Below are 23,253 nucleotides of genomic sequence, written 5' to 3' on the forward strand. Positions count from 1 at the left end.
ACATTTTCGATTATAAATCTAACAAAACAACGTTTTTAAAAGACCTCATCAGTGGTATTCTTGTATGTATTGGTCTTTTTATTTCAGCCCTAGTATTTGTAGCACTATTTGACCTAACAATCATTCACGGTATTTTCTATATAAGTATAGAAATCATTCTCCTGTTTGCCTTAAAAACCTTAATACAGAGTAATAGTAGTAAGTAAGTTGATCCTATTTTTCTATAAAATCTGCAGGAATAGAAAACGTGTCAGCATTTGGCGTCACAAACTTCACATTGTTGATAAGCGTATTACCAATCACTTTACCTAAACCAGCATCTTTAGACCACTCATAAAATTCCCAGTTATGTGCAATTGGCACACCATCAATCATTTTATAATTAGAGTAACCTATAGCGTGCGGATCTGATTCCGCTGCTTCTGTAGATTTATTAACGGTAACAATGTAAGCTACATAATCCATCATATTGGTTTTTGGATCACTGTAAACAATATACCAATCATCTGGTGCATCGCCCGTATTAGCTTCAAACGTTAAATGTTGCGAATTGTATGTTTTATCATTAAGTTTTGCACTTTCTACATCAGACCATATAGTTCCTTGGTCGCTCAACTTAGTAGGAAACAATAAGAAATACATCCATGTGTAAGCATCAAATCGCGCTGCTTTACCGTTTGTAAGATTTGGAGAATGGAATACTTTTTCGCCATCATAATAAATAAAAGTACCATCGTTCAATTCAATTTTTCCTTTTGTTGAATTGGTTAAAAACGTCATTTTTCCATTAAGGCGTTCACTACCACCAAAACTGACCACCATATCTAACTCAATAGCTTCGTTAGATAAAAACACATCTTTGTTATAAGCTTTTTCAATAGTTTCTACAGGTGTGAGAATCTTATTTTCTACTATCGGTTCTGAAGTTTCTGCTTCAATTGACTCTTTCTTTTCACTTTTACAACTTGTAGCAAGTATTACAAGCAAAACACAAACGATACTAGACTTAAACATATGAGACATATTATAGAATTTTATTAAATGAGAATGACTTCAAAATTATAGTGTAAAATGAACACCAACGATTAGACTTCATTATTTTAAGATAAGTTTAGCTTTTTAAGTGAGATTTTTACCAAGAGCGGAATTAAATCTTCTTTAAGTATAAATTTTTAGCCACACTTTGAGAAACTACAATTTCAGAATTTTCTAAAGCTATTTTTATAGAATTATCAAAAGGTTCTTTATGCTTTACTGTTATTATTGTACCGAGCGCAATATGATTACTGTCTAAATATTTTAAAAACTTAGAAGACGTATCATCCACTCCCACACATTTATAAGTAGAGCCAACTTCAGCTTTAGCCAAAACTATTTTTTCAATATGCTTAAAGTTACCTTCCTTATCAGGAATAGGATCTCCATGAGGATCATACGTAGGAAACTCTAAGAACGCATCTAGCTCATCAATCAATTTATCAGATTTAATATGCTCTAAATGTTCTGCAACTTCATGAACCTCATCCCAAGAAAAATTTAGCTTCTCAACTAAAAACACTTCCCAAAGGCGATGTTTACGAATAATATTTACAGCAACACGCTTACCGTCATCCGTTAAAGTAACACCTTGGTATTTTTTATAATCCGCATAATTCTTTTCAGATAGTTTTTTAATCATATCCGTAACAGAAGATGCCTTCGTCTGCATCGCAGAAGCTATAGCATTTGTATTCACCGTTTTTTCGCCATTACTGCTTAAATGGTAAATGGCTTTAATATAATTTTCTTCTGTTAGTGTAATCATAGTTTTATCGTGTAAAGCAAATATAGAAAAAGTAAACTTCTTAAAATATTTTTAGACTAATCTAAAAATATATTTATATTTGCTTAAAAAATAATAAAGATGAGACTAATACTGCTTTTACTTTTTGCTTCAATCACTTGTATAAATGCCCAAAACACCTATGAAATTACTGGTCGAGTAACTTCGGATGGACAACCATTACCTTTTGCCAATATTTATATTGAAGACAATTCAAAAGGAACACTATCTGATGACAATGGAAATTTTATCATAAAAGATTTAAAAGCGGGCACCTATATTTTAGTCGCTTCATTTACAGGCATTAAAACGGAAACAAAACGCGTTTCTATCACAACTGATAATGTGTATGTCTCGTTCGATTTAATCAATAAAAATGATTTAGACGAAGTGGTCATTACAGGGACACGTACAGAAAAACGTCGTACAGATTCTCCTGTTATCGTGAATTTAATTAATAGCGAAACTTTAGAACAGGTTGTAGCCACTGATCTTTCTGAAGGCTTACGCTTTCAACCAGGACTGCGTGTTGAAATGGATTGCCAAACGTGTAATTATAGCCAAATTCGTATGAACGGACTTCAAGGTGGATACTCTCAAATCCTTATTAACGGACGTCCTATTTTTAGCCCATTAACTGGACTATATGGTTTAGAACAAATCCCAGTTAATATGATAGAACGCATTGAGGTTGTTCGTGGTGGTGTCTCAGCACTCTACGGATCTAGTGCTATCGGAGGAACCGTAAACGTAATTACCAAAATCCCCAAACAAGATGGTTATAACTTTAGCTATACCTATCAGAACATCAACGGAGGCGCTGACCAAAATTTAATCAATGGAAATGCCACTGTGGTTAGCGACGACTATAAATCTGGCGCGACCTTTTTTGTAAGTAACCGAACCCGAACAGCCTACGACGCCAATGCCGATAATTTCTCTGAATTACCAGAACTAAAAAATACCTCTTTTGGGGTAAATGCTTTTTTTCTACCTACAGAAAATTCAAAATTAGAAGTCAATTTAAGTAAGCTTTACGAGTACCGTTTTGGTGGTGAAATGGTAGATAAACCGGCCTATTTAACCCAACAATCCGAAGAGCGCGATCACCATGTGCTTATGGCGAGTTTAGATTATCAAATCAACTTTAACAACGATAAAAATTCATTGATTTTATACTATGGAGGTCAGCGTACAGATCGTGACCATTACACCGGAATTATTCCAGATGATGCCGATGCACAAACTGTCTTTTTTGCAGATCCACCTTACGGAATCTCCGAAGTTACCACACATCAAGGAGGCGTTCAATTAAATAATAGATTCGATGATTTTTTAGAAGGAACAACGGTATTAACCGCTGGTGTAGAATATGTTTATGATGATGTTATGGATGAAATTACGTCTTACAATTACCTCATCGATCAGACCACAAAAAACTTAGGTGTATTTGTTCAAAATGATTGGGAAGTTACTGAAGACATCAATTTTCTAGCAGGCTTCAGATTAGACGATCATAATTTGGTAGACAATGTTGTTTTTAGCCCACGGTTATCTTTGCTCTATAAACTAAAAGAAACCACACAATTCCGTTTAGGTTGGGGAACTGGCTTTAGAGCACCACAGGCTTTTGACACCGATTTACATATTGCTTTTGCTGGTGGTGGTATCTCTAGAATTTCACTTTCAGAAGACTTAATTGAAGAACGCTCTAACAGTTTTACCGCTTCAATGAATTACGACAAAGCCACAGAACATTTTATCGCTGGTTTTACAGTTGAAGGGTTTTATACTCACTTGAAGGATGCCTTTTTTCAATTTCCACTAGGAGAAGATGAATTTGGAGAACGTTTTGAAAAGCGAAATGGTAGTGGCGCAACCGTAAAAGGATTCACTTTGGAGGCACGCGCTAATTTTGATTATGTTTTTGAAGTTGAAGCCGGATTCACCATACAGTCAAGCAAATTTGACGATGCGGTTGAAAACATTGAAGGTTTAGAAACTAAACGCGAATTTTTAAGAACACCTAACGATTATGGTTATGCTACGTTAACGTACAAACCGACAAAACAATTTACAGCAAGTGCCAATTTAATCTATACAGGTCAAATGGATATTACCCATTTTGCAGGAGATGGCACAGGACAAACCGTTGATGAATACGACACAACAGATACGTTTACTGAATTGAGTTTGCGTTTGGGTTACACATTCAATCTACCAAAAGTAAGCACAGGCATAGAATTTTATGGAGGTGTTAAGAATATTACCAATAGCTACCAAAGTGATTTTGATACTGGTAAAAATCGTGATAGCAACTATATTTATGGATCTGCAGCACCACGAACCTTTTTCTTAGGACTTTCTATCAGTTCGCTTTAATAAATAAAAAACTATGAAAATTTCTCTCAATTTAATAGTGTTAGTAATGGCTAGCACAGTCTTTTCACAATCCGAAAAGGCTGTGAATTGGCTTAATTTTGAACAATTAGAAGAGTCTCTTCAAGTACAACCTAAAAAAGTATTCATTGATTTTTATGCCGACTGGTGTGCACCTTGCCTAAAAATGCAAAAAGAAGTTTTTACAGACACCCTAATTATTGATTTACTTAACAGAGATTATTACGCTGTTAAAATGAATGTTGAAACGAAGGACACTATATATTTCGGCAATCAGGTTTTCATCAACAAACGTTTAAACAAAAGAAACCCTATTCATCAAATTCCATTATTAATGGCAAGGCAAAAAAACAAACCATTTTCATTGCCTGCATTAGTATTCTTAGACGAGAAATTTCAAGCCACAGCACGTTACTTTCAGTACCTCAATGTGAAACAACTTTCTAAAATTCTTTCAGATCAATAAAAAACAGATTTGAATCCTACTAAAAACCGATTAACTCTTCTCATTTTTTAGTACCTTCGTAATAAATATTTAGATATATGAAAAAAATAATTTTCCTCTTAGCTATCACGCTCATTTTTACGGCGTGCAAAGATGAATCTAAAGATAATGGAAAACTGAATATTGTGACTACAACGACCATGATTACTGATTTAGTTCAGAATATTGGTGGAGATATGATTAATATACAAGGCTTAATGGGTTCTGGCGTCGATCCGCACTTATATAAAGCCAGCGAAGGTGATGTTTCTAAATTAGTCAATGCAGATATCATATTCTACAGCGGCTTACATTTAGAAGGAAAACTCGTAGAAGTCCTTGAAAAAATGGAGAGTTCTCAAAAAACAACCATAGCACTCTCAGATGCTCTAGATAAAAACACACTTATAGGTTCTGAATATTTTGCTTCAAATTATGATCCTCATGTTTGGTTCGATATTAATTATTTTGAACAATTTGCAAAAAAAGTAGCGGCTGTCTTATCTGAAAAGGATCCTAAAAACACGCAAAAATATGAAGCCAACAAAAATGCTTATATCGTAAAATTAGAAGCACTTCAGAATAACATAAAGCAGACCATAGAAACACTTCCAAAGGAAAAAAGAATATTAGTAACTGCCCATGATGCGTTTAATTATTTTGGAAAAGCCTACGGATTTGAAGTCGTTGGTTTACAAGGTATATCAACAGCAACTGAAGCCGGTGTACAAGATGTTCAAAAATTGGCTACATTTATTATCGAAAAAAACATTAAAGCCATATTTATAGAAAGTTCAGTACCAAAACGAACGATTGAAGCTCTGCAGGCTTCTGTAAAATCTAAAGGACATGATGTAGAAATTGGAGGCACACTATATTCTGATGCCCTTGGAAATGCCGGAACGCCTGAAGGCACCTACATTGGTATGTTTGAGTATAATGTAAATACGATTGTAAATGCTTTAAAATAATATTCAGTTGCCGTTTACAGTGAAGGCAATTTTAAAAAAATTAAGTAAAAAGAGATTGAAAACTAATATTGCAAAGAAGAATGTCCTAGATCAATTCAGAGAATTGAACATCAAAATTCAAAAATAATAAACGAAGGAACGTAGATGCGAGGCGCAGCCTCAAGCACGAAGTTCTGAAAGTGAGTGATGCTTTAGCAATTTTCTAATTTTTGATTGTGATTTTTTGGTTCGTTTTGTATCAAGACAAAATGAACAGAACTAAAATTATGAAAGAACAAACTATTGATAATAAGACTCCTGCTTCCGCAGGAGTAATTGCCGTAAAAGTAGACGATCTTACCGTTGCCTACAACTACAAACCGGTTCTTTGGGACATCGATTTAGAAATTCCAGAAGGAGTTTTAATGGCTATTGTTGGTCCGAATGGAGCAGGGAAATCCACACTTATAAAATCTATTTTAGGAATCTTAAAACCGATTGCAGGTAGTGTCACTATCTACGGAAAACCTTATAAAAAGCAAAGACAACTCGTAGCCTATGTGCCTCAAAAAGGTAGTGTAGATTGGGATTTCCCAACAACAGCATTAGATGTGGTGATGATGGGAACCTATGGAAGTCTAGGTTGGATAAAACGTCCTGGCCAAAAAGAGAAAAAAGCGTCACTAGAAGCTTTAGAAAAAGTAGGGATGTTAGCATTTAAAAGCCGACAAATCAGTCAACTTTCGGGAGGACAACAACAACGTATTTTTTTAGCACGTGCTTTGGTACAAAATGCTTCTATCTATTTTATGGACGAACCATTTCAAGGAGTCGATGCCACCACTGAAATTGCCATCATTAACATCTTAAAAGAATTACGAAAAGCAGGTAAAACGGTTATTGTAGTGCATCACGATTTACAAACCGTACCCGAATATTTTGATTGGGTCACCTTTTTAAATGTGAAGAAAATTGCCACAGGACCTGTAAAGGATATCTTCAATGACGATAACTTAACGAAGACTTATGGTATTAATTATAAAGTGAGTATACAGGAGTAGAAACATAGTTGATACTGTTCAGTTGGCGGTTGGCAGTGCTTACTCTAATGAGAACTAAGAAAGCAATAAAAAACATGAAATACGCATACACCATTTTATATGTCGAAGATGTTGAAAAGACAATGTCATTCTACGAAAACGCTTTTGGGTTTCAAAAAAAATTCATCACACCAGAGCATGATTATGGTGAGCTACTTTCAGGAGAAACCACCATCGCTTTTGCGTCTCATTCCTTAGGAAATTCAAACTTTAAAAAAGGCTTTAAACAACTTTCTATAAACGAAAAGCCAAACGGAATTGAAATGGCTTTTACAACTGAAAATATTGAAGATGATTTTAATAAAGCGATAAAAGCTGGAGCCATAGAATATGAACCTATAATTGAAAAACCTTGGGGACAAAAAGTGGGGTACTTAAGAGATATTAATGGGTTTCTTATTGAAATCTGTACACCAATTAAGAATTAAAATATACAGACCTCACAAGTTTTAGAAACCTTTGAGGCCTACAAACTAAACGAAAAAAATATTACAAAGTAGGATGAGATTCCTGCTTTCGCAAGAATTGTGGATATAACAGAATACATAAAACTAGTCTTCACAGACTACACGCTACGAACCATCACACTAGGAACAGCCATTTTAGGAGCTGTTACCGGAATGCTTGGTAGTTTTGCAGTACTCAGAAAACAAAGTTTATTAGGAGATGCCATCTCTCATGCGGCTTTACCTGGTATTGCAATCGCATTTTTAATTACTGGCGCCAAAGACAGTAACACATTATTAATCGGAGCATTAATTAGTGGTTTAATCGGTACGTTTTGGATAAGAGGTATTGTCACAAAAACCCACTTAAAATCTGATACTGCTTTAGGTTTAATTCTATCCTTGTTTTTTGGATTCGGAATGTTGCTACTCACCTTTATTCAAAAACAACCTAATGCTAACCAAGCCGGATTAGACAAATACCTCTTCGGACAAGCAGCAACTTTAGTAGAAAGTGATGTGTGGCTAATGGCCATTGTCACAGGACTCTGTTTAATTGTAATGCTCACCTTCTGGAAAGAATTTAAAATCCTATTATTTGATGCCGACTACACGCAAACACTTGGGTTCAATACTAAATTTATAGATATTCTTATTACGACATTTATTGTTTTGGCTATTGTGTTAGGACTTCAAACTGTTGGTGTGGTTTTAATGAGCGCTATGCTTTTGGCACCTGCAGCTGCGGCTCGGCAATGGACAAATAGCTTATCAGTTATGGTATTCTTAGCCGCTATTTTTGGTGCGTTTTCTGGAGTCTTCGGGACTGCAATTAGCGCAAGTCAGAATAACTTATCTACAGGCCCTGTTATCGTTTTAGTGGCTGGAGTTTTTGTAATGTTTTCATTTATATTTTCCCCAAGTCGTGGCTTGTTGTTTAAGCAAATACGATTTATTAAAAACCGTCGTGATTTAGAATTGCATAAAACTTTAGCATTTATGCATCATATTGCAGAAACACACGAAGACATTTCACACCCACACGCCATAAAACTTTTAAATAATTTTCAAGGTTATACACGTTCTACACTTCAAAAATTGGTAGATAAGGACTATGTACAACTCGATGGAAATATGTGGAGTTTAACCAAAACAGGATTTGAAACCGCAGCCAATTTGTACACTAAACAATCTACTGAAGATGAGTAACGCACAACTTGAAATACAACTTATAGCGAGTTTAGTGGCTGTTGCTTGTGCCATTCCTGGAACATTTTTAGTCCTTAGAAAAATGGCCATGATTAGCGATGCCATTAGTCATTCTATCTTACCAGGTATTGTCGTTGGTTTTTTTGTGACACAAGATTTAAATTCACCCTTATTAATTCTACTAGCCGCTTTAACAGGTATTATTACGGTAGTTTTAGTAGAATACATTCAGAAAACAGGATTAGTAAAAGAAGACACAGCCATTGGGTTGGTGTTTCCTGCTATGTTTAGTATTGGAGTCATTCTAATTGCTAAAAACGCCAACGATGTCCATTTAGATGTCGATGCTGTTTTATTAGGTGAATTAGCCTTTGCCCCTTTTGATAGATTACTCATTGCAGGAACTGATGTGGGGCCAAAATCACTTTGGGTCGTTGGCACCATTCTACTCATCACAATTACACTTTTAATTCTATTTTTTAAAGAATTGAAAATAAGCACTTTTGACAAAGGTTTGGCGGCATCCTTAGGATTTTCACCAGCGATTATTCATTATGGATTAATGTCGGTGGCTTCAGTAACCACTGTGGGTTCTTTTGATGCGGTTGGCGCTATATTAGTTGTCGCTTTAATGATTGCACCCGCTGCTGCTGCCTATTTGTTAACCACAGATTTAAAGAAGATGTTGGCTTTAGCCATCGGTTTCGGAATTTTTAGTGCCATTTTCGGTTATTGGGTAGCACATTGGCTAGATGCTTCTATTGCCGGTTCCATCACAACGGTTCTTGGTTTAGTATTTTTGTTAGTGTATTTATTTGCACCATCAAAAGGAGTGATTGCTGTAATGTACAGAGAAAAACAGCAACGCACCGAAGTGTCTTTGCTCACATTTTTATTACACTTAAAGAATCATGATGAACTCGAAGAACGCCATGTTAACCACCTAAGAGAACATATTAATTGGCAAAAAGTACGTGCTAAAACTGTTCTCGATTTAGCGAAAAAAAATAACATGATTCATATTGAAAAAAATATTGTGTCCTTAACTAAAAAGGGAGATGAATTTACCTCTAAAGCCATCGACTATATTATGACCAACGAAGATGCACAGATTGAAGATATGAAAGATGATTTCTTTTTGTTTAGAGGATAAATTCCATGCATTTATTTCTACTACAATTGAAAGCTTCAAGGCTTAACTACGACAGATCCTAAATAATTTAAATCTCATGAACCTATTAAATTATTTCACCGGTAAAAACGGATTACTTATCATAGGATTTATCGTCCTGTGTGTTTTCATTTATAACAAGTATAAAACACAACGCTACTTTAAATACATTGAAAAACGATTGAAAGAAAAAGAAAGGAAAGAATAAACTTTTATAACATCATATTGTTATCCAACAACTAAGGACAAACAATCATCAACGATAGGTTTATTTAAACCCACGTTCCTTCTGAATATGCTCATAAGCCTCTTGCACTTGTCTAAACTTAGCTTCCGCACCTTCTTGATGTTCTTTACCTAAATGACCAACGCGATCTGGATGGTATTTTTTAGCCATACCACGATATGCTTTTTTAACCTCAGCATCAGAAACTGATTTATCGATTTCTAGGATTTTATAAGCATTGTCACTGCTATTATAAAACATAGCTTTGATACTTTCAAAGTCTCTATTACTAATCCCTAAATACCCCGTTATGGTATAAATCTGTCGTAGTTCGTCTTCAGTAACTAAACCATCTGCTTTTGCTATTCCGAATAAAAAGTGAATTAATTGCAGACGCGATGCATGATCCATCATTTGCTTAATCTGTAAACAAACTTGGCGTGTAGATATATTTTGTTTGGTAATGCGTTTAAACAATTCAAAAGCCTTATTCGCTCTATCTTTACCATACATATTGGTAAACTGCTGACGTACAAAATCGAGTTCGCGTTGATCTTGCTTACCATCTGCTTTAATAACAATAGACGCTAAAATTAAGAGGCTTACTTCAAAGTCACCAGATTGTGTTTGTGGTCGCGTTGTACGCTGACCGTAATTTGGTGTTTTTCGATACGTATCGCGCTGTTTTCCCGCTTGACGATCACCTATTAAGGGTGTTCCACTATCTGTTAAATTATCGACAAAACTACCCAAAGCTAATCCTATAATAGCACCAATTGGACCTCCAAAAGACCAACCTAAAGCACCACCAATCCATTTTGCAAAACTCATATTATATTTTTGATTTTCTAAAGCTGTAAATATACTATATGTTAGTTGGATGAAAATGTAATTTGTTACGTTTTGTACGCAACCATTTGCGCAAAGTCGTATCTTATAGCTATAACCAATACCTTAATATTATGAAAATCACTTTTTATATTATAGCCTTAATGCTTCTTACACTAAGTTGTAGCAGTGATGACGACGCACAGCAAGACTCAGAACCAACACTTAATGCAACCTGGTCTTTAGTCAATGTTTCTGGTGGTTTCGCAGGTGTTGATGATGATTTTGAATCGGGTATAATTACATGGCATTTTAACAATGAATCGTCTGAAATTACCGTTACCAATAATGATACAAGTAATGCTATACATAGTGGATATGCTTCTGGAACTTATAGTTATGAAGTCTTAACAACATCTAATGAAACCAGTGTAGTTATTGACAATACCGATTTGAGAATTATAAGTTTAACCACTAATCAACTCATTTTAGATGAAGGTATGATTTCTGATGGTTTTCAATATACATTTAGTAGATAGCTTAAATTTTCAATAGTCCTAAACACTATTGAAAACCAAAATAGTACCATTTAAACTACGAACTAAAGACTAACGACTGCCTATTATTTTTCATTATCTTTGCAATTCAAAATAAGATTAATTAAAATATAAAGATATGTACCCAGCAGAATTAGTAAAACCAATGCGTGAGGATTTAACCAAAGTAGGTTTTGAAGAATTACATACATCAGAAGCTGTAGAAAGTGCTATTGCAAAAGAAGGTACAACATTAGTTGTTGTAAATTCAGTTTGTGGTTGTGCAGCAGCAAATGCAAGACCAGGTGCTAGAACAAGTTTAGACAATGCAAAAAAACCAGACCATATTGTTACTGTTTTTGCAGGTGTAGACAAAGAAGCTGTTGATGCAGCAAGAGCACACATGGTTCCTTTTCCTCCAAGTTCGCCATGTATGGCTTTATTTAAGGACGGAGAATTAGTACACATGTTAGAGCGTCACCATATTGAAGGTCGTCCTGCAGCATTAATTGCTGAGAATCTTAAAGATGCTTATAACGAGCATTGCTAAAAGATAAAAAAACTAAGTATTTAAACCACGATTTTTATCGTGGTTTTTTTGTTCCTAAATTCCATTGATTACCTTTGCCACATGAGAAAAATACTAGCCTATCCGCTTTCGGTTATATTTTATTTATGCTTTGGGTTAACCTTGGTTATATTTCATATAATTCAATGGATTAGCTTTAATGTATTTGGCTATAAGGCACTTAAAGTTAGTGTAGATTGGCTACAATTTTTTATTATGCGCTGCCTTAATCTTTTGGGCACCAGAATCTCATTTTACAATCCCTATAATTTAAGTACAGACCGACCCCTAATTATAGTTTCTAATCACCAAAGTATGTATGATATATCACCTATTATGTGGTATATGCGCAAACACCATGTTAAATTTGTTTCTAAAAAAGAATTAGGAAAAGGCATCCCAAGTGTGTCTTACAATTTAAGACATGGAGGATCGGTTTTAATAGACCGAAAAAATCCGAGACAATCGTTATCTGCAATGATGACCTTTGGAGATTATATTGAAAAAACAAAACGAGCAGCTGTTATTTTCCCTGAAGGCACACGAAGTAAAGATGGTGTTCCAAGACCATTTAAAACCAAAGGATTAGAAATGCTACTCAAGAAAGTGCCTTCTGCACTTATCGTTCCTGTTACGGTTAATAACTCATGGAAAATGTTACGCTACGGGAATTTCCCAATGGGAATAGGAAATCATATGAAATTTACTGTTCATAAGCCCCTAGAAATTATTAACTTTACAGATAAGACTGAATTAATTGAGCAAGTAGAACAAACTATTGTTGCTGCTATTGAGAATTAATTACCAAAAACACCATTAAGATGTCGCTAAAAAACGTAAGATTAGAAGTGATGCAACATCTCGAAAAAGATGTACAATCACTGATTGAAAAATATTTAATTCCTGTTGAGAAAATCTGGCAACCTACAGATTTCTTACCAGACCCTACAAAAGATTCATTTTACGAAGAGGTTAGGGAGATTAGAGAATTATCTAAGGAACTGCCTTACGACTTTTGGGTGGTTTTAGTTGGTGATATGATTACCGAAGAAGCCTTACCAAGTTACGAATCTTGGCTTATGGATGTTGAAGGTGTAGATCAAATTGAACGTAACGGATGGTCTACCTGGTTAAGACATTGGACAGGTGAAGAAAACAGACATGGTGATGTTTTAAATAAATACTTGTACTTATCTGGTCGTGTAAATATGCGCGAGATTGAAAAAACTACGCAGTATTTAATTAGCGATGGTTTTGATATTGGTACCGGCAGAGATCCTTATAAAAACTTTGTATACACAAGCTTTCAAGAGTTAGCGACTTATATTTCTCATAATCGTGTGGCTAAAATTGCCAAACAAAAAGGTAATAAGCAATTGGCTAAAATGTGTAAAATCATTTCAGGAGACGAAATGCGTCACCACCATGCGTATTCTGAGTTTGTAGAGCGCATTTTTGCTGTAGACCCTAATCAGATGATGATGGCTTTTCACGATATGATGAAACGTAAAATTGCGATGCCAGCACATTTCTTAAGAGAATCTGGTGAGAGTATTGGTACGGCTTTCGAAGAATTTTCTAACACCGCACAACGTCTTGGTGTTTATACGTCTAACGATTATGTAGATATCTTACAGAAACTAATTGACCGTTGGGAAATAGGAAAAATGACCGGACTTAATGAGGAAGCCGAAAAAGCAAGAGATTACTTAATGAAACTACCTCCAAGAATGTATCGTTTGTCTGAGCGTATGAAGATTCCTGAGAATTCTTATCAATTTAAATGGGTAGATCCTGCGTAATAATTTTGTATGACAATTTCTGATACGCAACTCATTGAAGCTACTATTGATTTCGTTAAAACTGAACTCAAGAATGCTGAAGGTGGTCACGACTGGTTTCATATTGAACGTGTTTACAAAAACAGCTTACTAATTGCTAAGCAAGAAAATGTAGATATCACAGTCGTGTCGTTAGCCGCTTTGCTTCATGATATTGCAGATCCTAAATTTCATAACGGAGATGAAGCACTCGGCTCTAGAATAGCTAGTACATTTCTATTAAAACACAATGTAGACAGTGAAATTATAGAGCATGTGACTCAGATTATAGATAACATGTCTTTTAAAAATTCGTTTGATTTAAATACGTCGTTCACTTCTAAAGAAATGGAAGTAGTCCAAGATGCAGATCGTATAGATGCTATTGGAGCTATTGGTATTGCGCGCTGTTTTAATTATGGTGGTTTTAAAGATAGAGCCCTTTATAATCCTGATATAAAGCCTAATCTTAATATGACTAAGGCAGACTATAAAAACTCAGAAGCGCCAACAATTAATCATTTCTACGAAAAATTGTTATTGTTAAAAGATCAGCTAAATACTAAAACAGGACAACGCATTGCTTTAGAACGCCACAAGTACATGGAAGGTTTTCTGAAACAGTTTTTTGCCGAGTGGGAAGGCGAAAAATAAAATCTATTAATTTTCTTTAGCCACCTCTAAAGCAGTTAACTTATATTCAATCTCTGCCATTTCTTGGCCATAGTGAATAATTTCATCTGCAGATAAATTGCTATTAGAGTTTACAGCATTTAAAATATCTTGGCCTTTTTTAGAATAGTATACTATTGCAATTTCTATTTTATCATCCATAACTATCACAATTAAATTATTGAACCATTAATTTTAACTGGCCTCTATACTTAGAAGCACTTTTACCTGTAAACTCTTTAAATAGTTTATTAAAGTGCGAAAAATTATTAAATCCACACTCAAAACTAACGTCTGCAATACTCTTTTGACTTTCCGAAAGCAATTTGGTAGCATGCACAATACGGTATTCATTTACCAACTTTGTAAATGTCTTACCTGTTACCTTTTTAAAATAACGACAAAACGCAGGTACCGTCATGTTTACTTTATCAGCGATTTCATCTAAACTAATATGCTCCTGAAAATTTTGATTTATATGCTTAATAACAACATCAATCTTAGCACTATCTTGTGGTTCTGTTTCAAAGGCAAAACCATCGACATTCAATAATGTGTAATCTTCACATTTAGCTAAACCGTGTAACACTTCAAGGAATATTAATATTTTTTTGAAGCCTTCTTTTTCGTTTAATTTTTCAATTTTCTTCCCAAATTTTTGCTTTGTTTTAATCCCAAAAAGAATTCCTTTTTTAGAACGCTCAAACATTTTATTGATATCCTCCATTTCTGGAATATCAAAAAAATGCTCACCCAAAAACTCTGGTTTAAATTGTACAATAGTTTCACTTCCATTAATGGTAAGACGATCTGTGAACCCGTTATGAGGCAAATTAGATCCTAAAAGTAATAATTGACTGTTATTAAAATATGATAAATGGTTTCCTATATGGCGTTTACCTTGGCCTTTGTTAACATATACCAGTTCCATTTCTGGATGAAAGTGCCAAAACGGTTTACTCTCTCCTGTATATACATCGTTCTTTTTAACTTTAAGAGAACTACCAAATTCGGGACTTATTTTTTCTAATGTAGGTTTTCTTGTATTCATAATAGATTTATTACTGCAAAGTTAAGTCTATTTAAAATGAAAACCTATATACAATTACCAATAATATATTCTATTTTAACCACATACAGCATTTGAAACAGGGATAAGGTTAATTTTACATATAAATACACCAAAATGCTTGTTTTATTGAAGGTGAAGACCTTATACATTTGTAGTGTTAAATCATTTGAGCTGATTATTAAAAAAAACGTGAATTTTTAAATTTCAGTTGTAACCAAAAAAATGAAACATTACGAAACGAGCATGCTGAAAACTATATCAATTAAAGAAATGATTAATAGCGAACTGCATGTGACAATTAAAAATCAATAAATTAAAACACATGAAAACATTATTTAAAAATATTTTAGTATTAGCTGTAATGTTAGGAACATATACAAGCTACGCCAACGCCACATTAAAAGTTTTACCGACTTTTAATAATGTAAAAAAAGGAAGTACAATTTCTGTCACTAATGCTTTAGGAAAAGTAGTCTTTAGTGGTCTTATTAATTACGATGGTAATATCAGTCGTCTTTATGATTTTTCGCAATTAGAGAATGGTATATATATTATTGAAGTGAATAAGGACTTTGAAATTGATATTAATACTGTAGAAGTTAAAAACAATACTGTAAACTTTATAAGTCATAAAAGCGAAAAGATTTTTAAGCCTGTATTTAGAGTTGAAAAAGATAAAGTATTGATTTCAAAATTAGCTTTAGATGCTTCAGAAATGAAAATAGAACTTTACTTTAGTAACGAATTAATATACTCTGAAACGGTAAAAGGAAGTGATGTCTTAAACAGAGCTTACAAACTAGATCATAGTATTAGAGGAGAATACACTGCCATTGTTAGATCTAACGACAGGGTGTTCGTTAAAAACTTTAAAATCTAGATTATAATTAAATAGATTTATTTTAAAAGTGGCCCTTAATTGGTCCACTTTTTTTTGATTTAAACTATTACCCTCACCTATATAATATAGTATTCGTTTTAATCTACAGTCGCTTTAGTATTAGAGACTAATAAACACCAGTAATCAAAGACTTAAGTATAACACGCTCAATAAAGCTATAGAAGATTACCATTAATATGTGTTATTTTAACCCATAAAGTAATGAGCCAAACCACTAAGGTTAATTTAGTACACAAATATGCCAAAATGGTTGTTTTACCACGTCTATAACTGCCCTAAATTTGCAGTGTTGAATCGTTTAAAGCTGGAGTCTGAAAAAATTGCTATGACCCAAATTATAAGTCCAGCTTTTAAACGATTAAAATTAAAAATTATGAAAACAGTATTTACAAAAATTTTAGTATTAGCTATAACATTAGGATCACTAACTAGCTATGCAAACGCAAAAACAGATATAATACTTTCTTCTAAGTTGGTTAGTAAGGGAGATCATATTTCTGTATCAGATGCAGCAGGAGTAGTACTTTATAGTGGTAGTATTAATTACAACGGAAACATAAAGAATCTTTATGATTTTTCACAATTACAAGATGGTGTTTACACTGTTGAAGTGAATAAAGATTTCGAAATAGATATAAATTCTATAAAAGTAAAAGCGAATAAAGTTACGTTTTTAGAAACGACAAGTAAAAAGATTTTTAAGCCTGTCTTTAGACTTAATGACTCTCAACTTATCATTTCAAAATTAGCTATGGATAGCAACGAAATGGATGTAGAGCTATATTTTAAAAATGACATTATCCTTTCTGAAACTATAAAAGGTAGTGACGTATTAAACCGTATTTACAAATTAGACCAAAACCTAAAAGGCGAATACACTGCTATAATCAGAGCAAATGGTCGTGTGTTTGTTGAAAACTTCAAGATTTAGATTATTGTTTATTTATTAGTTTATTTAGTTAAAAGTGGGTTGTAGAGAGCCCACTTTTTTTTTGTTTAAAAGAGTTTCATCTGCCCATTTTTAAAAGGCTCATGAAGCTTTGTATTTAATACAGGCATCACTTTATTATTAAAGTACTTTAACCTCGCCAATTTCACTAAATCATTAATCTGTTGTGCAATTTGTCCTTCCCCTCGCATTCTCACTCCATACCTACTTTCGTTAAGCGTACCGCCATGGCAATCCTCAATTTGTCGTAATACTTTATCAGCCTTGTCTGGCATTGCTTTTTTTATCCAATCGCTAAAAATTTCTCCAATAGCTCCATTTAATCTTACAATAGTGTGCCCAATACTTAAAGCTCCAGCTTCTGAAACTGCCTTTGCCATTGGCAGAATCTCATGACTATTTATTGAAGGAATTATAGGTGCCAGCATAACGTTTACAGGAATACCCTGTTCGCTCAATTCTTTTACAACCTGAAGTCGTCGTTTTATCGTTGCTGTTCTTGGCTCTAATATTCGTCTAGTATCTTCTGATAGCGATGTTATAGAAACATTTACTGATATTAACTTATCCTCTGCCAAGGCCTTTAAAAGATCTAAATCTCTTAAAATTAAAGCATTTTTGGTAATGATACTTACAGGATGTTTATACTTTAAAAACACAGCTAAACATTGTCTAGTGATCTCAAATTGATGTTCTGCGGGCTGGTAACAATCTGTATTACCCGACATAACAATGGTTTGTGCTTTCCAACTTTTCTTTTTTAGATGGGCTTCTAATAGATTAGGAGCATCTTTTTTAACTAATATCTTACGTTCAAAATCTAAGCCAGCACTATAACCCCAAAACTCATGACTATTACGTGCATAGCAATAAATACAACCATGTTCACAACCTTGATACATATTCATGGAATAGGCCATACCAACATCTGGACTCGTTACTTTATTAACAATGGTCTTAGGAAATACGTTAAGATATTGAGTTTTATTATTGTCCGAGAGTTCACCTTCTTTATGGCAAAACTCTAAGAAATCGTCTCGCATTTCGTAAGACAACTCAAAAAACCGATTGTGTGTATTTTGTTGTGCGCCTCTGCCTTTTATAGTTGATTTGGGATGTATCATACCCTAAAATTAGTATGAAAGCTGACTGAGCGTGGCTACAGGTTGTAGTTTTAACTTAATTAACTATGGCATCCAAAACCGTATTAGTTTTTGCATCTAACTAAATTACTTTGGTGTTTTACTCAAAACTAGAAATAACAGCTTAAATACCAGAATGTGCATTATTTAGAGCACTAAAAGAAGATACTAATGCAAGACGACCTATTGAGATCTATAACTTTTGACTAATAATGAAACTCTGAATTTGTCCATGGACAAATCCAGAGTTTAGATTTAAAATAATAGAGACTATTTTGTCTATTATAATAGCTCTAAAAGTTTTTATCTTTTGAGGCTTTAATTGATAATAGAACAACAACTATTGCTCCTAGTATTGAAGCAACAACGTTAATCTCTCCTGTTATTAACCAAAATATCAATGATACCACTGTAACGGCTAATAAAGCTGCTAATAAGATGTAGATTAAACGTTTCATAAGGACTAATAATTAATTTGTAATAAATCTCGAACCAACATAACCACCAATGAGAACAGAACCTAGAATAATCAGCATATTTTTGAAATCATAATATTCCAATAAATAACCTAATGCTATAACAACTAAAATAACTATAACAATTATTAAACTATTTTTAAGTTTCTCATAATTTTATTTATTTAAAACAACCTTTCTGCTATTTTACCAATAGCACCTCTACTTTCAAAAGTATTATTCATTAAAACGCTTTTACAACTTGTAATAAGTAGGAAACGATAACAAAAACTTTAATTTTTATGGCATATTGAATTTTAAGACTTAATTTTTTTTACGATATAATAAATCAATAGTCCCGTGAAAAAAACTGAAGTAATCAAATAAACTATCAACTCTATTAAGCTAGATTCAGATTCAAAATTTATAATTTGTCTAATTGAGAAAATCACAAATGCTACAGCTATTATTACTCCAAATAATTCTTTCATATCTATTCAGTTTTTAACGCTATAGATCTGGTAAACCAAAGATTGAATTATTGTATGTAAAATTTTGACCATAAGCATTTTACGCTAAACACTACAACGAGCAGACTTCAAATTTCATAAGTTATATCTAAAAATTGCTCCTGCATTTAATATGCCACCAGGAGCAATACTGCTATAAGTAGAAACAATCCTAAGTCCATAATGCAGTTTGCTTTTTAAACCAAATAAGACTTGAACACCTAAATCAATCCCTAATCCATTATCGTCTTCAAGATTCAGCTTCTTATCAAAATTAACGTAAGAAAACCCAAAAATAGATTCAAACTTAGAGGTCTCAGATTTTCCGAAATCATAATTTACTTGAAATGCATATTTATCTAATTTATATTTTAAGTCTAAATCCTTATTTTCCATTGTTGCATTGGACGCACTTAGAACAAGAGTTATATCTGAATTTAAGTTGTAGCCTAACAAACCTTCAATATTTAGTCCCACATCCTTTTACATAAACTGCTCACTTAGATCAAACCCTAATGTAAATTTAGATTGAGCGAATAGAATAGAATTGAACAGAAAAAATGCAATAATAAATAATCTTGTTTTCATGGTTTTTAGTTTTAATTATTGAAATAGATTTATATAAATTAGGTGAATAGTTAATAATCTTATTAAATCACCAACTAACAACCTAAAAAATTTATTTTGCTTTAACAATAATAGCAATCGTTATCGTGCTTGCTGCTGCTCCTGTAGCTACTGAAAATGCACCTCAACCTGCTACACTCCCAGCAATATCAGCGACACTAATTATAGCCCATTGTCACCATTGTCTTTTAGTGAAACTAAATGTTTTAAGATCATTGTTGGATGTATTAGAAGCTGTTTCGTTATGATGTTTTTTGCAAAATAATGCATAATACCTGGTAATTGACGCGCCATAAAGAAGCATTTTTTTATCGTTTGATGAAAATGATGATTCATTAACTTCTTTTTATTGTAAAATAGTGGACGTATTAAGGTAAAATTGTACCATAGTTAAAGCTAACCAAAAGGGAAGTAACATCATCAAAACCAACCCACAGCCTAGCGGCTATTGGTTGTGTTAAAAATTTTAATATTACTTCTTTTCATTTTTTGTTAGAACTAAACCTAAAACAGGAATAAAAATTGTTACATATATCAAAATGTGCTTTTTATTTTTTTTAAATTCCTTTATTTTATTTATTTCTAATAATGTATAAATCATTATAATCAGATTTATAAATAAAGCGATATAAAGTATTAAACTTTTACTCATAATTTTCTTATTTTAAATTAATGACAGTTATCACATGCACTGCTTGCATGAAGTACGGCGTAACATTAAAGTACTTTTAATAAACCACTTACTTGTTCTGTGTTTTCAATTAGGAATTTTTTTAATATCTTCATTTATACAATAAATTTAATATCAATTAAGTTGCAGCGTGTCGACTTTGTAAATTTAATTAATATAAAAGAGGTAGTATTACGGTAAAACCATAATCTATGTTAAAGTCAAAAAATGGTTTAGCTAAAGCATGTTATTTATTACCAATAAGATTTTCTATTTTACTTTGAGTATCATCATAATAACCCTGCTGAAAGCCCGACCACTTTTCTATGAGCTTTCCGTTAGGTGAAAACAAATAATACGTCGGTGTGCTATTTACTCTGTATCTAAAATATGGGAATCCTTCTGTACCTTCTTCAGTCCACATAAAATCCCAAGGACTTGTTTCTGGATTAGAAAAATAATTAAAATGTTCTATTTTATTTTCAGTATAAAATGTTACAATATTTAAACTTTCACTATACTTTTCATTAAGATTCTGTAACATAGGGATTGCTTTTACACTATTTGGACAAGTCGGTGTTGAAAAATCTAATAAAACATATTTTTTGCCATCAAATTGCTCTGATAATTTTTTAGTTGATCCATCTTTACCCAAAGCCTCAAAATCTACAAATTGGTCTCCTTTTTTTATTTCAGGATGATCTAAGAATGCTTGAATTGCTATTCCGTTTTTAGTATTTTGAAGTGTTTTACTAAATTTAGAAAACACCTTTTTTAGTTCTTTATCTTTATAGTTCGCTTTTTTGTAATACAAAATCTGTAGCCCATAAAATGTATCGCTATTATCAGCTATAAATTGTTTTTCTTCTGCTGTTTTTTTTGCAACAATTTTATTTAGAATTCCTTTTTCACCTAAATACTCGTGTTGTAAACTATCGTTCCATTGCTTCTGTTGCTGCATCTCCAAAATTTTAGTTTTGCAAGTGTTCAGTTCTCTGTCATAGTCTGCCACTCGTTTATCATACGCAGCTTTAAGACTATGATGCAAAGAGCCTTTTACAGTTAAGTTATTAGGAAAATCATCAATACTGCCCTCTACAGTAACATCTTCATCTGCTATAAAAAGGTAGGTGTATTTCATATTGTTTTCCACAGGTATGTACACAACAAAATTTTGAGGTTCACTTGTTGCTTCTCCCGAAAATTCAAAACGGTTGGTTTTAACAAACGCTGTATCTAAAACAGTATTGGTTTCAGCGTTTAGCAACATTACTTTAGTATTATCTTCAAAACCAGAAATATCCCCCTTAATACTAAAGTGTCCTTTACTTAGTTCACTAAAAGAAAAAGAGGATAATAATGTAAAAGCAAGAAAACCTATTAAGATGTAAGATTTTTTCATAGTTATAGTATTTTATTTTTTGATGTTTTAATTGCTAAAATCACGAACGCAATTGCTCCAAATATTGGTGCAACTAAGTTGAGTTCTCCTGTTATTAGCCAAAATATCAATGATACTAATGCAACGGCCAATAAAGCTATCAATAAGATGTAAATAAATCGTTTCATGTTTTTGAGAATATAGTTTTATTAAGTTTTAGATTTTTTATAAAATAGTATTAGTCCTATAATTGCAACTATTTCTATTAATAGTCCAATTGCTAGTATTACATCAGTGTTATCAATACTGTCGCCAATTTTCAGCATTGCCCCAACAATCACCGTAACTATACCTAAAAAAAAAGGATTATATTTTTCTTAAACATAATTTATAATTTAATTTCTTCTATCGACTCACATTAAATGACAATAACATAACAAATGTTAAATAACACTTTTTTCATTTTCAAAAAAAATTTAAGGTTATACAATACCAAATATGTTGCAACGTATTGACTTTGTAAATGTAACTTGTAAAAAAGAAGTAATGTTATGGTAAAACCGTACTATATGTTAAAGTAGGCCCAGTTTGCGTACTTCTCTTAAAATATCTTCATCGTTACCTTTGGTAATACCTAAGACATCTTTTATAGTAGATTTGCGTTTTTCTATTGCACTTTGAGAAAGTGCCAGATGCGTAGGTAAGTTTTTTGTTTTTATACCTTGCGCTAAGAGTTCAATGATTTTTCTATTAGTCGTATCTAAAAGCTCTTCTTTAGAGATAAGTGTTTTTTTAGCTTTTATTACACTTTCGGAATAATAAGTATTCCCTTTTGTAATTTCAGAGAAAGCGACAAGTAACTCTTCCCCATCAATATCACTTTTAACCAAAAGTCCATGAGGGTTTACTTTTTTAAGAATATTATATAAAACTATAGCTTCTGTATGTGAAGTAATAATAACAATTTTAGTTTCCGGGAAGTACCTTTGCATTAAACGGGCAACATCCTGACCATTAAATAAATTTTGATCCTCATAAGGCGGAATGCTGTAGTCTATTATGGCTAATACAAAACGATTTTTATTCTGAGATGTTGTTATAATCTTATATGCTTCTTCACAATTATAACATGCCGTAATATTAAGAAACTCATTGATATCGCTTAAAGACAAAATACTTTTATAGCCATCTATTTGGATAGGATGGTCGTCAATAATCAATACTTCCATAAAGTAGTTCTAAAAATAGAAAGGTGTAAAACCAAATATAAAAAAATTAATCAATACTTAACTTTAGAATCAACTTAATCCCTTTT

Annotated in this window: 26 protein-coding genes; 14 read left to right on the forward strand and 12 right to left on the reverse strand. The window is 32.8% G+C overall.

What is annotated here, in order from left to right; all coding sequences use genetic code 11:
- Positions 1-213: 213 nt before the first annotated feature.
- A complete protein-coding gene (locus DFQ09_RS13905; RefSeq protein ID WP_115811367.1) occupies positions 214-1,023 on the reverse strand; it encodes a DUF6503 family protein in 810 nt (269 codons plus the stop codon).
- A 124-nt stretch (positions 1,024-1,147) separates the two neighbouring features.
- On the reverse strand, positions 1,148-1,804 hold the full coding sequence (locus DFQ09_RS13910; RefSeq protein WP_115811369.1) for a metal-dependent transcriptional regulator: 657 nt from the start codon (positions 1,802-1,804) through the stop codon (positions 1,148-1,150).
- A 99-nt stretch (positions 1,805-1,903) separates the two neighbouring features.
- On the opposite strand from DFQ09_RS13910, the gene DFQ09_RS13915 reads away from it, so the two are divergent.
- The 7 genes from DFQ09_RS13915 to DFQ09_RS13945 all read left to right on the forward strand — a co-directional run bounded on the left by DFQ09_RS13915 (position 1,904) and on the right by DFQ09_RS13945 (position 9,564).
- Positions 1,904-4,204 carry a TonB-dependent receptor gene (locus DFQ09_RS13915; protein WP_115811371.1) on the forward strand — a complete coding sequence of 767 codons (2,301 nt, stop codon included), beginning with the start codon at positions 1,904-1,906 and terminating at the stop codon, positions 4,202-4,204.
- Between the two features lie 13 nt (positions 4,205-4,217).
- A complete protein-coding gene (locus tag DFQ09_RS13920) occupies positions 4,218-4,688 on the forward strand; it encodes a thioredoxin family protein (RefSeq protein ID WP_115811373.1) in 471 nt (156 codons plus the stop codon).
- Between the two features lie 77 nt (positions 4,689-4,765).
- Positions 4,766-5,677 carry a metal ABC transporter solute-binding protein, Zn/Mn family gene (locus tag DFQ09_RS13925; RefSeq protein ID WP_115811375.1) on the forward strand — a complete coding sequence of 304 codons (912 nt, stop codon included), beginning with the start codon at positions 4,766-4,768 and terminating at the stop codon, positions 5,675-5,677.
- A gap of 266 nt (positions 5,678-5,943) precedes the next feature.
- Positions 5,944-6,717: a metal ABC transporter ATP-binding protein gene (locus tag DFQ09_RS13930; protein WP_115811377.1), complete on the forward strand. Its 774-nt coding sequence runs from the start codon at positions 5,944-5,946 to the stop codon at positions 6,715-6,717.
- Positions 6,718-6,791: 74 nt separating this feature from the next.
- A complete protein-coding gene (locus DFQ09_RS13935) occupies positions 6,792-7,184 on the forward strand; it encodes a VOC family protein (RefSeq protein ID WP_115811684.1) in 393 nt (130 codons plus the stop codon).
- A gap of 99 nt (positions 7,185-7,283) precedes the next feature.
- The gene (locus DFQ09_RS13940) at positions 7,284-8,411 is read left to right on the forward strand and encodes a metal ABC transporter permease (protein WP_115811379.1); all 1,128 of its coding nucleotides are present in this window, start codon (positions 7,284-7,286) and stop codon (positions 8,409-8,411) included.
- Positions 8,404-9,564 carry a metal ABC transporter permease gene (locus DFQ09_RS13945; protein WP_115811381.1) on the forward strand — a complete coding sequence of 387 codons (1,161 nt, stop codon included), beginning with the start codon at positions 8,404-8,406 and terminating at the stop codon, positions 9,562-9,564. Before DFQ09_RS13940 ends, DFQ09_RS13945 begins: the two co-directional genes overlap by 8 nt.
- Positions 9,565-9,850: 286 nt before the next feature.
- On the opposite strand, the gene DFQ09_RS13950 is transcribed toward DFQ09_RS13945, so the two are convergent.
- A complete protein-coding gene (locus tag DFQ09_RS13950; RefSeq protein ID WP_115811383.1) occupies positions 9,851-10,639 on the reverse strand; it encodes a TerB family tellurite resistance protein in 789 nt (262 codons plus the stop codon).
- Positions 10,640-10,770: 131 nt separating this feature from the next.
- Here DFQ09_RS13950 and DFQ09_RS13955 point away from each other — a divergent pair, with 131 nt between their 5' ends.
- From DFQ09_RS13955 to DFQ09_RS13975, 5 genes are all read left to right on the forward strand, one after another.
- Positions 10,771-11,175, forward strand: coding sequence for a hypothetical protein (locus tag DFQ09_RS13955; protein WP_115811385.1), 405 nt, complete (start codon positions 10,771-10,773; stop codon positions 11,173-11,175).
- Between the two features lie 136 nt (positions 11,176-11,311).
- Positions 11,312-11,722, forward strand: a complete 411-nt coding sequence (locus tag DFQ09_RS13960) for a BrxA/BrxB family bacilliredoxin (protein ID WP_115811387.1) — start codon at positions 11,312-11,314, stop codon at positions 11,720-11,722.
- Between the two features lie 81 nt (positions 11,723-11,803).
- Positions 11,804-12,541, forward strand: coding sequence for a lysophospholipid acyltransferase family protein (locus DFQ09_RS13965; RefSeq protein WP_115811389.1), 738 nt, complete (start codon positions 11,804-11,806; stop codon positions 12,539-12,541).
- Positions 12,542-12,561: 20 nt separating this feature from the next.
- Complete coding sequence (locus tag DFQ09_RS13970) at positions 12,562-13,542, forward strand: acyl-ACP desaturase (RefSeq protein ID WP_115811391.1); 981 nt, start codon at positions 12,562-12,564, stop codon at positions 13,540-13,542.
- Positions 13,543-13,551: 9 nt separating this feature from the next.
- Positions 13,552-14,214: an HD domain-containing protein gene (locus DFQ09_RS13975; RefSeq protein ID WP_115811393.1), complete on the forward strand. Its 663-nt coding sequence runs from the start codon at positions 13,552-13,554 to the stop codon at positions 14,212-14,214.
- Positions 14,215-14,220: 6 nt separating this feature from the next.
- On the opposite strand, the gene DFQ09_RS18955 is transcribed toward DFQ09_RS13975, so the two are convergent.
- Both DFQ09_RS18955 and DFQ09_RS13980 read right to left on the reverse strand, forming a co-directional pair.
- Entirely contained in the window at positions 14,221-14,394 is a 174-nt protein-coding gene (locus DFQ09_RS18955; RefSeq protein WP_179349838.1) for a hypothetical protein, read from the reverse strand.
- A 16-nt stretch (positions 14,395-14,410) separates the two neighbouring features.
- Positions 14,411-15,283, reverse strand: a complete 873-nt coding sequence (locus tag DFQ09_RS13980) for an AraC family transcriptional regulator (RefSeq protein ID WP_115811395.1) — start codon at positions 15,281-15,283, stop codon at positions 14,411-14,413.
- A 343-nt stretch (positions 15,284-15,626) separates the two neighbouring features.
- Between DFQ09_RS13980 and DFQ09_RS13985 the strand changes: the two genes are divergently transcribed.
- Together DFQ09_RS13985 and DFQ09_RS13990 are read left to right on the forward strand one after the other, a co-directional pair.
- Entirely contained in the window at positions 15,627-16,184 is a 558-nt protein-coding gene (locus DFQ09_RS13985; protein ID WP_115811397.1) for a hypothetical protein, read from the forward strand.
- Between the two features lie 394 nt (positions 16,185-16,578).
- On the forward strand, positions 16,579-17,136 hold the full coding sequence (locus tag DFQ09_RS13990; RefSeq protein WP_147298352.1) for a hypothetical protein: 558 nt from the start codon (positions 16,579-16,581) through the stop codon (positions 17,134-17,136).
- Between the two features lie 65 nt (positions 17,137-17,201).
- Here DFQ09_RS13990 and DFQ09_RS13995 read toward each other — a convergent pair whose 3' ends face one another.
- The 7 genes from DFQ09_RS13995 to DFQ09_RS14015 all read right to left on the reverse strand — a co-directional run bounded on the left by DFQ09_RS13995 (position 17,202) and on the right by DFQ09_RS14015 (position 23,167).
- Positions 17,202-18,278 carry a PA0069 family radical SAM protein gene (locus DFQ09_RS13995; RefSeq protein ID WP_181897188.1) on the reverse strand — a complete coding sequence of 359 codons (1,077 nt, stop codon included), beginning with the start codon at positions 18,276-18,278 and terminating at the stop codon, positions 17,202-17,204.
- A gap of 311 nt (positions 18,279-18,589) precedes the next feature.
- Positions 18,590-18,754 (reverse strand): hypothetical protein, encoded by a 165-nt coding sequence (locus tag DFQ09_RS18960; protein WP_181897189.1) that lies wholly within the window; start codon positions 18,752-18,754, stop codon positions 18,590-18,592.
- 602 nt (positions 18,755-19,356) lie between these two features.
- Entirely contained in the window at positions 19,357-19,737 is a 381-nt protein-coding gene (locus tag DFQ09_RS14000; protein WP_115811401.1) for a hypothetical protein, read from the reverse strand.
- A gap of 312 nt (positions 19,738-20,049) precedes the next feature.
- Complete coding sequence (locus DFQ09_RS18965) at positions 20,050-20,223, reverse strand: hypothetical protein (protein ID WP_181897190.1); 174 nt, start codon at positions 20,221-20,223, stop codon at positions 20,050-20,052.
- A 581-nt stretch (positions 20,224-20,804) separates the two neighbouring features.
- Positions 20,805-21,959 (reverse strand): DUF4369 domain-containing protein, encoded by a 1,155-nt coding sequence (locus DFQ09_RS14010; RefSeq protein ID WP_115811405.1) that lies wholly within the window; start codon positions 21,957-21,959, stop codon positions 20,805-20,807.
- Positions 21,960-21,961: 2 nt separating this feature from the next.
- Complete coding sequence (locus DFQ09_RS18970; RefSeq protein ID WP_161624675.1) at positions 21,962-22,126, reverse strand: hypothetical protein; 165 nt, start codon at positions 22,124-22,126, stop codon at positions 21,962-21,964.
- Between the two features lie 384 nt (positions 22,127-22,510).
- Positions 22,511-23,167 (reverse strand): response regulator, encoded by a 657-nt coding sequence (locus DFQ09_RS14015; protein WP_115811406.1) that lies wholly within the window; start codon positions 23,165-23,167, stop codon positions 22,511-22,513.
- Positions 23,168-23,253: the final 86 nt, after the last annotated feature.

Source organism: Winogradskyella pacifica (genome assembly GCF_003386275.1).
Lineage (GTDB): Bacteria > Bacteroidota > Bacteroidia > Flavobacteriales > Flavobacteriaceae > Winogradskyella > Winogradskyella pacifica.